General features: G+C 71.9%; 13 protein-coding genes. 5 read left to right on the top strand and 8 right to left on the bottom strand.

Annotated features, from left to right (window positions below):
- Positions 1–72: 72 nt before the first annotated feature.
- The 3 genes from ACNNMR_RS23360 to ACNNMR_RS23350 are packed head-to-tail and all read right to left on the bottom strand — an operon-like array spanning position 73 to position 3,559.
- A complete protein-coding gene (locus ACNNMR_RS23360; protein ID WP_419996625.1) occupies positions 73–1,146 on the bottom strand; it encodes a potassium channel family protein in 1,074 nt (357 codons plus the stop codon).
- 8 nt (positions 1,147–1,154) lie between these two features.
- Positions 1,155–2,708: a molybdopterin molybdotransferase MoeA gene (locus ACNNMR_RS23355; protein WP_419996624.1), complete on the bottom strand. Its 1,554-nt coding sequence runs from the start codon at positions 2,706–2,708 to the stop codon at positions 1,155–1,157.
- On the bottom strand, positions 2,705–3,559 hold the full coding sequence (locus ACNNMR_RS23350) for an NTP transferase domain-containing protein (RefSeq protein ID WP_419996623.1): 855 nt from the start codon (positions 3,557–3,559) through the stop codon (positions 2,705–2,707). The genes ACNNMR_RS23355 and ACNNMR_RS23350 overlap by 4 nt, the downstream gene beginning before the upstream one ends.
- Before the next feature lie 11 nt (positions 3,560–3,570).
- On the opposite strand from ACNNMR_RS23350, the gene ACNNMR_RS23345 reads away from it, so the two are divergent.
- Positions 3,571–4,482 carry a LysR family transcriptional regulator gene (locus ACNNMR_RS23345; RefSeq protein WP_419996622.1) on the top strand — a complete coding sequence of 304 codons (912 nt, stop codon included), beginning with the start codon at positions 3,571–3,573 and terminating at the stop codon, positions 4,480–4,482.
- On the opposite strand, the gene ACNNMR_RS23340 is transcribed toward ACNNMR_RS23345, so the two are convergent.
- A complete protein-coding gene (locus ACNNMR_RS23340; RefSeq protein ID WP_419996621.1) occupies positions 4,469–5,431 on the bottom strand; it encodes a DMT family transporter in 963 nt (320 codons plus the stop codon). The genes ACNNMR_RS23345 and ACNNMR_RS23340 overlap by 14 nt on opposite strands.
- Before the next feature lie 177 nt (positions 5,432–5,608).
- Here ACNNMR_RS23340 and ACNNMR_RS23335 point away from each other — a divergent pair, with 177 nt between their 5' ends.
- Entirely contained in the window at positions 5,609–6,487 is an 879-nt protein-coding gene (locus ACNNMR_RS23335) for an LLM class flavin-dependent oxidoreductase (RefSeq protein ID WP_419996620.1), read from the top strand.
- Positions 6,488–6,536: 49 nt separating this feature from the next.
- Here ACNNMR_RS23335 and ACNNMR_RS23330 read toward each other — a convergent pair whose 3' ends face one another.
- The 3 genes from ACNNMR_RS23330 to pdhA are packed head-to-tail and all read right to left on the bottom strand — an operon-like array spanning position 6,537 to position 10,302.
- On the bottom strand, positions 6,537–8,081 hold the full coding sequence (locus ACNNMR_RS23330) for a dihydrolipoamide acetyltransferase family protein (protein WP_419996619.1): 1,545 nt from the start codon (positions 8,079–8,081) through the stop codon (positions 6,537–6,539).
- Positions 8,081–9,142: an alpha-ketoacid dehydrogenase subunit beta gene (locus ACNNMR_RS23325; protein WP_419996618.1), complete on the bottom strand. Its 1,062-nt coding sequence runs from the start codon at positions 9,140–9,142 to the stop codon at positions 8,081–8,083. The genes ACNNMR_RS23330 and ACNNMR_RS23325 overlap by 1 nt, the downstream gene beginning before the upstream one ends.
- On the bottom strand, positions 9,139–10,302 hold the full coding sequence (pdhA, locus tag ACNNMR_RS23320) for a pyruvate dehydrogenase (acetyl-transferring) E1 component subunit alpha (RefSeq protein ID WP_420000447.1): 1,164 nt from the start codon (positions 10,300–10,302) through the stop codon (positions 9,139–9,141). Before pdhA ends, ACNNMR_RS23325 begins: the two co-directional genes overlap by 4 nt.
- 147 nt (positions 10,303–10,449) lie before the next feature.
- Between pdhA and ACNNMR_RS23315 the strand changes: the two genes are divergently transcribed.
- Positions 10,450–10,947, top strand: coding sequence for an Lrp/AsnC family transcriptional regulator (locus ACNNMR_RS23315; protein ID WP_419996617.1), 498 nt, complete (start codon positions 10,450–10,452; stop codon positions 10,945–10,947).
- Positions 10,947–11,336: a VOC family protein gene (locus ACNNMR_RS23310; RefSeq protein WP_419996616.1), complete on the top strand. Its 390-nt coding sequence runs from the start codon at positions 10,947–10,949 to the stop codon at positions 11,334–11,336. Before ACNNMR_RS23315 ends, ACNNMR_RS23310 begins: the two co-directional genes overlap by 1 nt.
- Before the next feature lie 15 nt (positions 11,337–11,351).
- Here the strand turns inward: ACNNMR_RS23310 and ACNNMR_RS23305 are convergent, their stop codons facing one another.
- Positions 11,352–11,945: a TetR/AcrR family transcriptional regulator gene (locus ACNNMR_RS23305; RefSeq protein WP_419996615.1), complete on the bottom strand. Its 594-nt coding sequence runs from the start codon at positions 11,943–11,945 to the stop codon at positions 11,352–11,354.
- Positions 11,946–12,053: 108 nt separating this feature from the next.
- Here ACNNMR_RS23305 and paaN point away from each other — a divergent pair, with 108 nt between their 5' ends.
- Positions 12,054–13,739, top strand: coding sequence for a phenylacetic acid degradation protein PaaN (paaN, locus tag ACNNMR_RS23300; protein ID WP_419996614.1), 1,686 nt, complete (start codon positions 12,054–12,056; stop codon positions 13,737–13,739).
- The last annotated feature ends 37 nt before the right edge of the window (positions 13,740–13,776 follow it).

The raw sequence follows: 13,776 nt of genomic DNA, 5'->3' as shown, positions 1-13,776 counted from the left end.
CGAGAGGCTACTCGGGCGGGGATGCGGGCGGCACCAGGCGGTAGCTCTGATGGCCCCTTCCCTGGTGCGGCCTCAGTCGTGCGGTACGCCCACCGAGCCCATGGGGCCTGGCGCCCGTACGACCGTGATCAGGCGGTCCTCCGGCTCGATGCTCTGGGCCTCGGGGTTGTCGTAACCCATCAGGCGGCGGCCGCGCTTGACCGCGATGACGAGGTCGTCGGTCTCGCGGGGGGAGCGGCCGACGTCTTCTCTGGTGGCGGCGCGTTCGACCAGGTCGAGGCCGGAGCCCTGGACGATCAGGTCCTCCAGGACGGTGCCGGCGCTGGGGCTGAGGACGGAGAGGCCGAGCAGGCGGCCGGCTGCGGAGGAGGAGGTGATGACGGCGTCGGCGCCGGACTGGCGGAGGAGGGGGGCGTTCTCCTCCTCGCGGACCGCGGCGACGATGTTCGCGTGCTTGTTGAGCTGGCGGACCGTCAGCGTCACCAGTACCGCCGTGTCATCGCGCTGACCGGCGATGATGACCTGCTTGGCGCGCTGTACCTCCGCCCGCTTCAGGACGTCGCTGCGGGTGGCATCACCCAGGACGCCCGCGAAGCCCTCGGCATTGGCGGCGTCGATCACCTTCTGGCTGCCGTCGATGACCACGACCCGGTCCTTCGACATGCCCTTCGCGCAGAGCGTCTGCAGCGCGGAGCGGCCCTTGGTGCCGTAACCGACGACGATCGTGTGGTCGCGCAAGGTCTTTCTCCAGTGATCGATGCGCCATTGCTCACGGGTGGTCTTCGTGAGCACTTCGAGGGTGGTGCCGACCAGGATGATCAGGAAGAGGACGCGGAGGGGCGTAACCACGAAGATCGTGATGACGCGCGCCCATTCGGAGACCGGGACTACGTCGCCGTAACCGGTGGTGGAGAGGGAGACCGTGGCGTAGTAGGCGGCGTCGATGAAGCTGACTTTGTCGTCCGCGTTGTCGGTGTAGCCGTCCCGGCCGAGGTACACGATCATCGTCGTGGCCACGAGGAGCAGTTGCGCGAGCAGGAGGCGGGAGCCGACCTGGCGGAGCGGGCCCGGGAGGCGGGTGGGGAGCTGGACGCGGAAGCCCAGGCGCGTTGTTGGCTCTTCGGTGGGTGGGTCGGGGCGCTGCATGGGTTGCCTCAGGCCTCCCGCTTCCAGGGGAGCGGGAGGAGGTGTACGGCCCCCTCAGCCACGGCGTCGTCTGAGGGCAGGAGGACCGCCATCGCGTCGGCCGTGGCCAGGCTGCGGAGCATGGCCGGGCCCGAGAAGTGCAGCGGGCGGATGAGGCCGGGGGCGTCGAAGGCCGTGTCGTACGCGGCGTCGTAGGCCACCGGGACGAGGCGGGTGTCGCGCGGGTGCGGGCGGGCGGCGCCGGCCAGGCGGGCGCGCATGGGGGTGGGCTGGGCCTTGCCGCGGAGGGTGCGGATGAGGGGGGCGGCGAGGGTGAGGAGGCCGGAGACGGCGGCGAGGGGGTTGCCGGGGAGGCCTACGAGGTGAGCGCTTGCGGAGGCTTCTGCGGGCAGACGGGCCAGCAGCATGGGGTGGCCCGGGCGGACCGCTACGCCGTCGATGAGGAGGTCTGCGTCCAGGCGGCGGAGGGTGGCGTGGACGTGGTCGACCGGGCCTGCCGCTGTGCCGCCGGTGGTGATGACCAGGTCGGCGGTGGAGGTTGCCACCGCTTCGTGGAGGAGTTCGGCGTCGTCGCCGAGGCGGCGGGTGACGAAGGGGTCTGCGCCCAGGGCGCTGATCCACGGGGCGAGGAGGGGGCCCAGGGCGTCGCGGATGCGGCCGTCGCGGGGGCGGCCGCGGTGGAGGAGTTCCTCGCCGAGGATGAGGATCTCTACTCGGGGGCGGCGGGTGACGGTGAGCTCGTCGTAGCCGGCGGCTGCGGCCAGGCCGAGGATGGCTGGGGTTACTTCGGCGCCGGCCGGGATGAGTTCGGTGCCGGAGCGGCATTCCTGGCCTCGGGGGCGGATGTCCTGGCCTTGGCGTACGTCGTGGGCGGGGGTCGCGTGGAGTGTGCTGTCCTGGAGTTTCGCGTGTTCCGTGCGGAGGACCGCGGTGGCGCCGGCGGGGACTCTCGCGCCTGTCGCGATGCGGATGGCTGCGCCGTCTTCGAGGGGGGTCGTCGCTTCGGCTCCGGCGAGGAGGCCTTGGCCCTGGTGGCACTTCCAGGGGCCTGGGCCTGCTACGGCGTAGCCGTCCATTGCGGAGGTGTCGAAGGCTGGGAGGTCGGTCAGGGCTTCCAGCGGGGTGGCCAGGATGTGGCCGGTCGCGGATGCGAGGGGGAGGGCTAGGGGTGGGAGGGGCTTCGCGGCGCGGGCTGCTGTGTGGTGGGCGTCCGGCCAGGTTTTTGTCTCTGGGCCGGGGCCAGGGTTCCGCGACACCACCGAAAAAACGTGGTGGTCGGCTTGTTCTCGGTGCTGGGTTTTTTCGGCGGCGTCGCTCCACCCTGGCCCCTCGTCCGAGCTGCCGGGTGCGGCCTGGTTGTTGGCCAGGGCCAGGACGTCCTCGAGGTCGTCGTCCGGCTTGCGGTTTGTACGAGGCTTCGCCGGTGCGGCCGTCGGCTCGTCGTCCAGCGTGAAGGCGTCCCCGTACTCCGCCGCCTCCTGGTGCCGGTGGGCGTTGGCCAGGGACAGGGCGTCGGCGCCGAAGTCCTCTTCCGGGGTGGTGCTGCGTTGGCGCGGGGTCATTGGTCGCCGTCCTCTTCGGCCCAGCGGGCCGCCAGGGCCGCGGCCTTGCGGGCCGCCTGCGCGACCGCCTCGGGGCCGCCGCCGGCCTGGGCCGCCGCGTAACCGACCAGGAAGGTGGTCAGCGGTGCGGCCGGCCTCGCGACGCCGTGGGCGGCGTCGCGGGCCAGGTCGAGCAGGGCGGCGGTGTCGACGTCCAGTTCGATGCCGAGCTCTTGCTTTGCTGCGGTCAGCCATTCATCCAACACGTTCCCATGCTCCCTGATCCGGGCCCTTGCGGTGGCGAGGTCCTCCCAGGTGTCGCAGTCGAAGGCGGCGGCGGTGGCTGCGGGGAGGCGGTGGAGGGTCAGCTCGTGTGTGAGGAGGCGGAGGGGGAGGCTCGCGAGGGTGCCGTGCTCGGTGGCGAGCAGGGCCAGCTCGCGGCGGAGGCTTTCGGCGCGGTACGCGGCTACCAGGGGCTGGTCGCGGCCGTTGTCGTCGGTGAGGAGGGCTGCGTCTGCCGTGGTTTCGGTCAGGGTGTGGCGCAGTGCGGTGGTGGTGTTCCGGTCCAGGAAGGGGAGGTCGGCGGAGAGGACCAGGAGGGTGGGGGCTGTCGACTGCTGGAGGCCGGCGTCCAGGGCGGCCAATGGGCCGCCGCCCTGCGGGTGTTCGCGGGTCCAGTGGACCGGGCGGGCGGTGGGGCGGCGGGGGCCGACGACGATCGTACGGGCGGCGTCCTGGCAGGCGGCCAGGACCCTGTCCAGGAGGGTGCGGCCGCCGACGCTGAGGGCCGGTTTGTCGGCGCCGCCGAGCCTGCGGGCGCCGCCGCCCGCCAGGACGATGGCGTCGTACGCGGCGGTTTCCATGGACCGCATAGTGTCAGGTTATGGAGACACGTCAGCTGGCGACCTTCCTCAAGGCCGCTTCGGTGCTGAGCTTTACCAAGGCCGCGGCCGAGCTGAGCTATGCGCAATCGAGCGTTACCGGGCAGATCAAGGCGCTGGAGGCCGATCTGGGGGTCGCGCTTTTCGACCGGCTCGGCGGGCGGATTCAGCTGACCGATGCGGGGCGGCGGCTGGTGCCGTACGCGGAGCAGCTGCTGGCGCTCGCGGACGAGGCGCGGGCGGATGTCGGGGGTGCGGTGGAGCCGGCCGGGACGCTGGTGGTGGGGACGATGGAGAGCCTCACCTCGTACCGGATGCCGCCGCTGCTCGAACTCTTCCAGCACCGCTATCCCAAGGTGGAGCTGGCACTGCGTCCTTCCATCTGCGCGGAGACGCTGCAGGGGCTCCGGCAGGGCTCGTACGACCTGGGCTTCCTGATGGAACCGGCGACCGAGCACGAGGGCGTCGAGGTCGCCGTGCTGGGGCGGGAGCCGCTGGCGCTGGTGGCGGCGCCCGGGCATGAACTGGCGGGGGTGGCCGGGGTGGAGACCGGCTGGCTGGAGCGGCAGACGGTGCTGGCGACCGAGGCCGGGTGCGCGTACCGGGAGGGGATGCGGGCGGCGCTCGGGGACGGTGCCGGGACCTTTCGGGAGTACGGGACGATCGAGGCGATCAAGCGGGGGGTGGCGGCCGGCCTCGGGATCGCGCTGCTGCCGGCGGTGACGGTGTCGGAGGAGCTGGCTACGGGGCGGCTGGCCCGGCTGGACTGGGAGCCGCCGTTCACGCTGTACACCCAGCTCGCGTGGCGGCGGGGGAAGCGGCTGACGCGGGAGCAGCGGCTGTTCGTCGATGAGGCGGTGCGGTTGGTGGCGGAGGAGGGCGTGGGGGCTGGGGTGCCGCTCAGCAGGCCTTGACGTAGGCCTTGTTCTTACGGGAGCGGGGCAGGGGGAGGCGGCGGCCGAGGGTGACGCCGAGGGTGGCGGCGGCGATCAGGGGGAGGCCGAGGAGCTGCGGGAGCGTGATGGCGTGGCCGTAGACGGCCCAGTCGGCGAGGAGGGCGACGGCCGGGTAGACGAAGATCAGGACGGCGATGCGCTGCAGCGGGAGCTTCTGGTAGGCGGAGTACATGAGGATGTACATCAGGCCCGTGTGAATCGCCCCGAGGCCCGCCAGCCAGGCCCAGCCCGCGCCGAGGTCCGCGGAGCCGGCGAGGTCGGCGAAGGGGAGCAGCAGGGGGATGCCGACGAGGGCCTGGACGAGGGCGATGACGTGCGGACGGACGCCTTCGATGCGCTTGATGGCGAGGGTGGCGAAGGCGTAGAAGAGGGCGGCCAGCAGGGCGGCGCCGAGGCCGAGGAGATAACCGTCGCGACCGCCGCCGGTGAGGGCGGAGGGCCCGATGCCGGAGACGAGGACGAGGCCGCCGAAGGCGATGACCAGCCAGCCGGTCTTGTCGGCGGTGATCCGCTCGCGGAAGAGGAGCGCGCCGAGGAGAACGACGTAGAAGGGCTGGGTGTGGTAGACGACGGTCGCCACGCCTATGGAGGTGCGCTCGATGGCGTCGAAGAGGAACACCCAGTTGAAGACGATGAAGACTCCGCCGAGCACGGTGAGCACGGCCGCCTTGCCGGTGAGGCCCATGGCGCGGGGCGCCTTGAGGTAGCCGCGGGCGAGGCAGTAGCCCGCGAGCGCGAGGGCGCCGAAGAGGCAGCGGAAGAAGACCACGGTGAACGGGTCCGCACCGGACTCGACGACGAAGATGCCGAGGGTGCCGGAGATGGCCATGGCGGCCGTGAGTTCGGCGGTGCCGCGTGCGGTGCCGGTACGGCGGCGGGCGGTGGCGTCGGGCGTCTGGGTGCTCATGACGGCGACGCTACGGAGCGGGGCGGGCCCGGGCCATGGGCGGCTGGGGTGTCCTGCCGATCGGGGGCATCGGTGGGGCCGATGGGTGCAGGTGGGAGGGGGTGGGAGGAGGTGAGGGCCGGGGGCCCGACACCAAACCCATTGCCCAGCCACGCCCAGACACCCCACGATGCCCAAATGCGCTTCTCGATCAACATCCCGAACTTCGGTGACTTCGCCGACCCCCGAAACGTGGCAACCATCGCCACGGCAGCCGAGGAGTCCGGCTGGGACGGGCTCTTCATCTGGGACCACGTCCATTTCCGGGGGTACGCGGGGCGGCCCTTCGGGGACGCGTGGATGCTGCTGACCGCGGCCGCGCTTTCGACGTCGCGGATACGGGTGGGGCCGCTGCTCACTCCGGTGGCTCGCTATCGGCCGCAGCAGCTGGCGCGCCAGGTGGCCACCCTGGACAACCTCAGCGGAGGGAGGGTCGTCTTCGCCGCGGGGCTGGGCGGGCCGGTCGAGGACGAGTACGGGAGCTTCGGTGACTCCACCGATCGACGCGTGCTCGCCGAGCGGCTGGACGAAGGGCTGGAGTTGCTGGGGCGGTTCTGGACGGGCGAGGCCGTCGACCATCACGGCCGGCACTACCAGGCGCGGGACGTGAGCCTGCTGCCCGCCACCGTGCAGCGGCCCCGGCCGCCGGTGTGGATCGGAGGATTCTGGCCGAACCGTCCGCCCATGCGGCGGGCCGCGCGATGGGACGGCGCGGTTCCGCTGTTCAAGAACGCCCTGCATGGATATCCGCCGGATCGCCAGGACGTGCGGGAGTTGATCACCTATGTGCGCGGGCATCGGGACGGCGATCGAGAAGGCGGCACCCGGCGCCCCTTCGACCTCGTGGTCGGCGGCGTCACTCCGGCGGACGCCGCCAAGGCCAAGGATGTGATCGGCCCGCTGCGCGACGCGGGTGCCACCTGGTGGGACGAGAGGCAAATCGATCCCAGCCCGGAGGTGGACCGCCTGGCCCCGGTGCTGCGACGCATCGAGGCAGGGCCTCCGGTACTTGATTAGGCGCCCCGCTGCCCCCGCCCCGCTCTCCCACCTCTCTCCCGCCCCGCTCTCACAACTCCCGCAGCAACACCGCCGGTTGCTCCACACAATCCGCCACAAAGCGCAAGAACGCCCCCGCCGTCCCGCCATCACACACCCGATGATCAAAGGTGAACGACAGCTGCGTGACATGCCGGACCGCCAACTCGCCCCCATGCACCCACGGCTTCTCGGCTATCCGGCCGATGCCGAGCATGCCTGCCTCGGGGTGGTTGAGGATCGGCGTGGAGCCGTCGACGCCGAAGACGCCGTAGTTGTTCAGCGTGAACGTGCCTCCCGTGAGGTCTGCGGGAGAGAGCCGGCCGGCGCGGGCCGCCTCGGTGAGGCGGGCGAGTTCGGCGCTGAGCCGGGCGGCGCTGAGGGTGTGCGCGTCCCGTACGACCGGCACGACGAGCCCGCGGTCGGTCTGCGCCGCAAAGCCGAGGTGTACGGCGGGGAGCCGGACGATCTCGCGGGCGTCGGCGTCCACCGTGGCGTTCAGCTCCGGATGCCGGGCAAGCGCGGCGATAGTGATACGCGCGAAGAGAGCAAGCAGCGACACCGGCTCGGCGACACCGGCAGCATTCATCGCCCGGCGAGCCGCGAGCAGTTCGGTGGCGTCAGCATCCACCCAGCAGGTCGCGTCCGGTATCTCGCGCCGGCTGCGACTGAGCTTGTCAGCGGTCGCCCCCCGGATCCCGCGAAGCGGAATCCGCTCCGCCGCGGTGGGCGGGGTGGACGTACGGGGCGCGGCCGCGGCATGCCCGGGCACGCCCACGCCGGCCGCGGCGGCAGCCGCCTCCCGCTCCACGTCAGCACGGAGGATGAGCCCACCGGGACCCGAGCCCGCGACCTCAGCAAGGTCGAGCCCATGCTCGCGAGCGAGGCGACGCACGAGCGGGGAAATGACGGGGATGGGCCCCGTGCCGGCGCCCGGCGAGGCCTCTGCACTCGCGCTCCGGGCAGGCGTGACAGCGGTGGCAGCCCCGCTCCGGGAAGCCGCAACCGCGGCGGCGGCCCCGCTCCGGGAAGCCGCAACCGCAGTCGTGGCCCCGCTCCGGGACCCCGCGTCCATGCCTGAAGTAGCCGCCCCCGCCGACCCGTTCGCTGCTCCCCCGGGTCGCCGCCGGCGCCGCCCCGCAGGGGCGCTCGTTCCGTAGCCGACGAGGACATTGCCCGAGCCCTCGTCCTCCGCGGCAGCCACCGCGGCCGCCCCCGCCGCCGCGCCGCCCGCCGCGGCCCCAGCCAGGTCCCCGGCCGCGGCCGACCCGGCGGCAGTCCCTTCAAGCCCGACAGTCCCTTCAGCCCCGGCAGACCTAGCAGACCCACCACCACCCACCGCCACCGTCACCAGCGGTGCCCCCACGGGCACCTCCGTGCCCGGCTCGCCATGCGTCGCCGTGACCACGCCCGCGTACGGGCAGGGCACCTCCACCGCTGCCTTGGCGGTCTCGACCTCCACCACCACCTGGTCGACGGCTACCGTGTCGCCCGCCGCCACCAGCCAGCGGATGATCTCGGCCTCGGTCAGGCCCTCGCCGAGGTCCGGCAAGGCGAACTCCCGTACCTCCGCCATCAGTCGGTCCCCTCGCCCTGCGGCGGCGCCACATACGCCGACTCCCATTGCAGGCGGGCCACCGCATCCAGCACCCGGTCCACCCCGGGCAGATGGTGCTCCTCCAGCATTGGCGGCGGATACGGGATGTCGAAGCCGGCCACGCGCAGCACCGGCGCCTCCAGGTGGTGGAAGCAGCGCTCCGTGAGGCGGGCGGCTATCTCGCCGCCGGGGCCGCCGAAGCCGGGCGACTCGTGCACCACCACCGCGCGGCCTGTGCGGCGTACGGACGCCGCCGCCGTCTCCTCGTCGAAGGGGACCAGGGAGCGCAGGTCGACGACCTCCAGGTCCCAGCCCTCTTCCTTCGCCGCTTCGGCGGCTTGCAGGCAGACCGGCACCGACGGGCCGTACGCCACCAGCGTCGCCGAGGTCCCCGCGCGGCGGACCAGCGCCTTGCCGGGCGGGGGCACCGGCTCCGGGGAGGACGCCGACCAGTCGGCCTTCGACCAGTAGAGCCGCTTGGGCTCCAGGAAGACCACCGGGTCGTCGGAGGCGATCGCCGCCCGCAGCATGCCGTAGGCATCGGCGACCGTGGCCGGGGTGAAGACGTGCAGGCCGGGGGTGGCCATGTAGTACGCCTCGGAGGAGTCGCTGTGGTGCTCGACGCCGCCGATGCCGCCGCCGTACGGAATCCGGATGGTGATGGGGAGGGGCAGGGCGCCGCGGGTGCGGTTGCGCATCCGCGATACATGGCTGATCAGCTGCTCGAACGCCGGGTAGGCGAAGGCGTCGAACTGCATCTCCACCACCGGGCGCAGCCCGTACATCGCCATCCCCACGGCCGCGCCGAGGATGCCGGCCTCCGCCAGCGGCGTGTCCGTGCAGCGGTCCTCGCCGAACTCCTTCGCCAGCCCGTCGGTGATCCGGAAGACGCCGCCGAGGGTGCCGACGTCCTCGCCCATTACGTGGACCGACGGGTCCTCCGCCATGGCGTCGCGGAGGGCGCTGGTCAGCGCCTGCGCCATCGTGGCGGGCTTGCGCGCGCTCGCGGCGCCGGCCCTCGCGGCCGTGGCCGTACTCATGCCTGCTCCCCCTCCGCTCCCTGCTCCGCCGACTCGGCCTGCGCGGCCTGCAGCTCTTCCCGCAGCTGCGCCCGCTGCTCGCGCAGCTGCGGCGTCGGCTCTGCGTACACGTCCTCGAAGAGGTCCATCGGGTCCAGCGCCGGGTCGGCGTGCATCCGCTCGCGCAGGTCCGCGGCGAGCTTCTCCGCCGCCACGGATGCCGCCCGCTCGGTCTCCTCGTCCAGCAGGCCGCGGGCCGTCAGCTCCTGCTCGACCAGGGCGATCGGGTCGTGGCCGCGCCAGGTGGTGACCTCGTCGTCGGCGCGATAGCGGGTGGCGTCGTCGGCGTTGGTGTGGGCGTCCAGGCGGTATGTGATCGCCTCGATCAGCGTCGGGCCGTGGCCCGCCCGGGCCCGCTCGATCGCACTGCCCAGGACCTCGAGGACCGCCGTCACGTCATTGCCGTCGACCAGGCGGCCGGGCATGCCATAGCCCACCGCCTTGTGGGCCAGGGACGGGGCCGCGGTCTGCTTCTCCAGCGGCACCGATATGGCGAAGCCGTTGTTCTGGACCAGGAAGACGACCGGGGCCTGCCAGACGGCGGCGAAGTTGAGCGCCTCGTGGAAGTCGCCCTCGCTGGTGCCGCCGTCGCCGACCATGGCGAGGGCGACCACGTCGTCGCCCTTGAGGCGGGCGGCGTGCGCGAGGCCGACGGCATGCGGCAGCTGGGTGGCCAGCGGGGTGCAGAGCGGCGCTATCCGGGAGGCCTTGGGGTCATAGCCGGTGTGCCAGTCCCCGCGCAGCAGCGTCAGCGCCGCAACCGGGTCGAGGCCGCGGGCCACGGCGGCGAGGGTGTCGCGATAAGAGGGGAAGAGCCAGTCCTGCTCGGCGAGCGCGCGGGCGGCGGCGATCTCGCAGGCCTCCTGGCCGGTGGTGGACGGATAGACGGCGAGGCGGCCCTGGCGGGTGAGGGCGGTGGCCTGTTCGTTGTACCGCCGGCCGCGGACCAGCTCCGCATGCAGCTCCTTGAGCAGCTCGGCGTCGACCGACGCGGCCGCCGGGGTGCCGAGCACGCGATACGGCTCGGCGTCGGGCAGCAGCGGCCCGGGATCCAGGCGCGGCCGCCAGGCCGGGGGCGGGGCCGGGTGATAAGCGCGGCCGTGAGCGGCGAGGACCGTCATGACGTCCACCTCCTTGTGGGGTCTCCTCACCTACCGATTGTTCGGTTGAGGGCACATTTTGGCTACCGTCACCGAGGGCCTGTGGACAAACGGTTCTGCACAGACTGGAATGGATGCCGGACGTCCATGGAGGGGAGGTGGTAAGGCGTGGCCGACGAACAGATGGCAGACCTCCCGGCCGACCGGCCCGTACCCCGGCCGCCGCGCCCCCTGGACGACATCGACCGCGCGATCATCCGCCTCCTGCGCGCGGACGGCCGCGCCTCGATCCGCTCGGTAGCGGAGCAGGTGCACGTCTCGCGCGCGAACGCGTACGCGCGGATCAACAGACTGCTGGACGACGGTGTCATTCGCGGCTTCACCGCGCGCGTGGACCAGGAGCGCGCAGGTCAGGGCACCTCGGCGTATATAACGCTCAAGATCGTCCAGAACACCTGGCGCTCGGTGCGCGAGCAGCTGGAGCGCCTCCCCGGCGCCGCCCATATCGCCCTGGTCGGCGGCGACTTCGACGTGCTGCTGCTCGTCCACACCTCCGACAACCGCGCGCTACGCGATCTCGTGCTCACCCGGATCCAGGCCATTCCGGAGGTGCTGTCGACCCGTACGCTGCTCGTCTTCGAGGAAACTGATCTTCAGGAGAGTTGATGCCGGACAAGTGGCCGTTCATCCATCACGTCACTTTCATCGCCTCCGACCTCCCGGCGAGCAAGCGCTTCTACGCGGCCGCGCTGCAGCCGCTCGGGGTCGTCGAGCAGGATTACGGCGACGGGGGCGCGGAGTACTGGGAAGAAGGCCTGGACACGCCTTCGTTCGGCCTGTACGACGCGGGCGACGCGCAGGTGACGCGCGGCGCGCACATCGCGTTCACCGCGCGCGACCGGGACCAGGTCGACGCCTTCCACGCGGCGGCGCTCGCGGCCGGCGGCACGTCACGGTACGAGCCGCGGCTCTGGCCGGAGTACCGCGCGTACTGCGCCTTCGCGAACGACCCGGACGGCAACAACATCGAGGCCGTACACAAGGAGACCGACTAGCCGGGCAGCCCCGCGCTACGGTGTGCGCAGCCCCGCGAACGCCATGCGCACCACCGCCTCCGCCACCTCGGCGTTGCCCGCGGCGCCGTGCGCCTGGGGGCGGTACCACTCGGCGATCGAGTTGATCATGCCGAAGAGGAGGCGGGTGGCCAGGCGCAGGTCCACATCCGCACGGATGTCGCCGTCCGCGGCCGCCTCCTTCAGCAGCGCCGCGACCCGCTGGTCGAACTCGCGGCGGCGCTCCATCGCCCACCGCTCGGTGTCCGTATTGCCACGGACGCGGAGCAGGAGGGTGACGTACGGCAGCTCCGCCATCAGCACCTCCGTGGTGCGGCGGGTGACGTATTCGAGACGCTCGATCGCCTTGCCCTCCGCGGCGCCGGTCTCGTCGAGGACGCCGAAGAGGCCGTCGAGGGCCCGGCTTATCGCCCGCTGGAGGAGCTCTTCCTTGCTGCGTACGTGGTGATAGATGGAGGATTTCGAGATTCCGGCGGCCTTCGACAGATGCTCCATCGAGGTGCCGTCGTAGCCGCGTTCGATGAACACCTCGACGGCCACGGCGAGGAGGGACTCGGGGGTGTAGGTGTCCCTTTTGGTCGTCCCCGTCAAGTTATCCACAGCCCCTCTTGTCCCGACCGATCATTCGGTTACTGTAATCGAGACCGCAGGCCACGCCCAGCTCAATGGTGAGCTGGCTGCCAGGAGGGGATGGTCCGCATGACCGCAGCGCTCAAGCCCGACCAGCTGCAGACCAGGCATCGAGCCACACTCGACCGCGCGCTGGAGGCGATCCGCACCCGCGAATTCTGGTCCCCGCACCCCGAGCACCCGAAGGCGTACGGCGAGACGGCAGCCGCCGACGGCAAGGCCGCCTTCGACGCGCTGCTCGGCTCCCGCTTCGAGCTGGACCAGCCGGGCACCGACGGCTATACGGGCCCGACCGAGACGTCGCCGTACGGGATCGAGCTGGGGGTCGAGTATCCGCATGCGGATCCCGAGGTGCTGCTCCCGGCGATGCGGGCCGCCATGCCCGCCTGGCGGGAGGCCGGGCCCGAGACGCGGGCGCTGGTGTGCCTGGAGATCCTGGCGCGGATCAGCGCGCGGACGCATGAGTTCGCGCATGCCGTCATGCACACCAGCGGGCAGGCGTTCATGATGGCGCTGCAGGCGGGCGGGCCGCATGCGCAGGACCGCGGTCTTGAGGCGGTGGCGTATGCCTATGCCGAGCAGACCCGGGTGCCGGGGCAGGCGTCCTGGTCGAAGCCGCAGGGCAAGCGCGATCCGCTGGAGCTGTCCAAGTCCTTCACGGCGGTGCCGCGCGGCATCGGCCTGGTCGTCGGGTGCAACACCTTCCCGACCTGGAATGGCTATCCGGGGCTCTTCGCCTCCCTCGCCACCGGCAATGCGGTGCTGGTCAAGCCGCATCCGCGGGCGGTGCTGCCGCTGGCGATGACGGTGAAGACCGCGCGCGAGGTGCTCGCCGAGAGCGGCTTCGACCCGAATCTCATCGCGCTGGCCGCCGAGCGCCAGGGAGAGGGACTCGCCAAGACCCTCGCCACCCGCCCCGAGGTCAAGATCATCGACTACACCGGTTCGACCGCCTTCGGCGACTGGCTGGAGGCCAACGCCCGCCAGGCCCAGGTCTATACGGAGAAGGCCGGCGTCAACACGGTCGTCATCGACTCCACGGATGACTACGCCGGGATGCTGGGCAATCTCGCCTTCTCCCTCTCGCTCTACAGCGGCCAGATGTGCACCACGCCGCAGAACCTCCTCATCTCGCGGGAGGGGATCCAGACCGACGCCGGCCAGAAGTCGTACGACGACGTGGTGGCCGATCTCGCGGGTGCCGTGGGCAAGCTGCTCGGGGACGACGCGCGGGCGGCGGCGCTGCTGGGGGCGCTGGTCAACCCGGGGGTGAAGGAGCGCCTCGAAGCAGCGCCCGGGATCGGCGAAGTGGCGCTGCCCTCGCGGGAGGTGGCGCATCCGGAGTTCGCCGGGGCCACGGTCCGTACGCCGGTGATCGTCAAGCTCGACGGGGCCAAGCCGGACGCCGAGGCGGCGTATATGTCGGAGTGCTTCGGGCCGGTGTCGTTCGCCGTGGCGGTCGACTCGACGGCGGACGGGGTCGAGCTGCTGCGTCGCACGATTCGCACCCAGGGCGCGATGACCGTCGGGGCGTATACGACGTCGCCGGAGGTGGAGCAGCAGATAGAGACGGCCTGCCTGGAGGAGCCGGCGCAGCTGTCGCTGAACCTCACCGGCGGGGTGTATGTGAACCAGACCGCGGCCTTCTCCGACTTCCACGGTTCGGGTGGCAATCCGGCGGCGAACGCGGCGCTGTGCGACCCGGCGTTCGTCGCGAACCGCTTCCGGACGGTGGAGGTCAGGAGGCAGGCCTGACCTCCACCGGGCCACCGCGGCGGGTGGGGAGGTTCCG

Source organism: Streptomyces boninensis (genome assembly GCF_048572725.1).
GTDB classification, from domain to species: Bacteria; Actinomycetota; Actinomycetes; order Streptomycetales; family Streptomycetaceae; genus Streptomyces; species Streptomyces boninensis.
This window is presented reverse-complemented; position numbering and strand designations above follow the sequence as displayed.

Bases quoted from the DNA above. Each gene is read 5' to 3' on its own strand.
- ACNNMR_RS23310 (WP_419996616.1), top strand. From the start codon at position 10,947: ATGCCGGACAAGTGGCCGTTCATCCATCACGTCACTTTCATCGCCTCC.
- ACNNMR_RS23330 (WP_419996619.1), bottom strand. From the start codon at position 8,081: ATGGCGGAGGTACGGGAGTTCGCCTTGCCGGACCTCGGCGAGGGCCTG.
- paaN (WP_419996614.1), top strand. From the start codon at position 12,054: ATGACCGCAGCGCTCAAGCCCGACCAGCTGCAGACCAGGCATCGAGCC.
- ACNNMR_RS23340 (WP_419996621.1), bottom strand. From the start codon at position 5,431: ATGAGCACCCAGACGCCCGACGCCACCGCCCGCCGCCGTACCGGCACC.
- ACNNMR_RS23355 (WP_419996624.1), bottom strand. From the start codon at position 2,708: ATGACCCCGCGCCAACGCAGCACCACCCCGGAAGAGGACTTCGGCGCC.
- ACNNMR_RS23350 (WP_419996623.1), bottom strand. From the start codon at position 3,559: ATGCGGTCCATGGAAACCGCCGCGTACGACGCCATCGTCCTGGCGGGC.
- ACNNMR_RS23360 (WP_419996625.1), bottom strand. From the start codon at position 1,146: ATGCAGCGCCCCGACCCACCCACCGAAGAGCCAACAACGCGCCTGGGC.
- ACNNMR_RS23345 (WP_419996622.1), top strand. From the start codon at position 3,571: ATGGAGACACGTCAGCTGGCGACCTTCCTCAAGGCCGCTTCGGTGCTG.
- ACNNMR_RS23325 (WP_419996618.1), bottom strand. From the start codon at position 9,142: ATGAGTACGGCCACGGCCGCGAGGGCCGGCGCCGCGAGCGCGCGCAAG.
- ACNNMR_RS23335 (WP_419996620.1), top strand. From the start codon at position 5,609: ATGCGCTTCTCGATCAACATCCCGAACTTCGGTGACTTCGCCGACCCC.
- pdhA (WP_420000447.1), bottom strand. From the start codon at position 10,302: ATGACGGTCCTCGCCGCTCACGGCCGCGCTTATCACCCGGCCCCGCCC.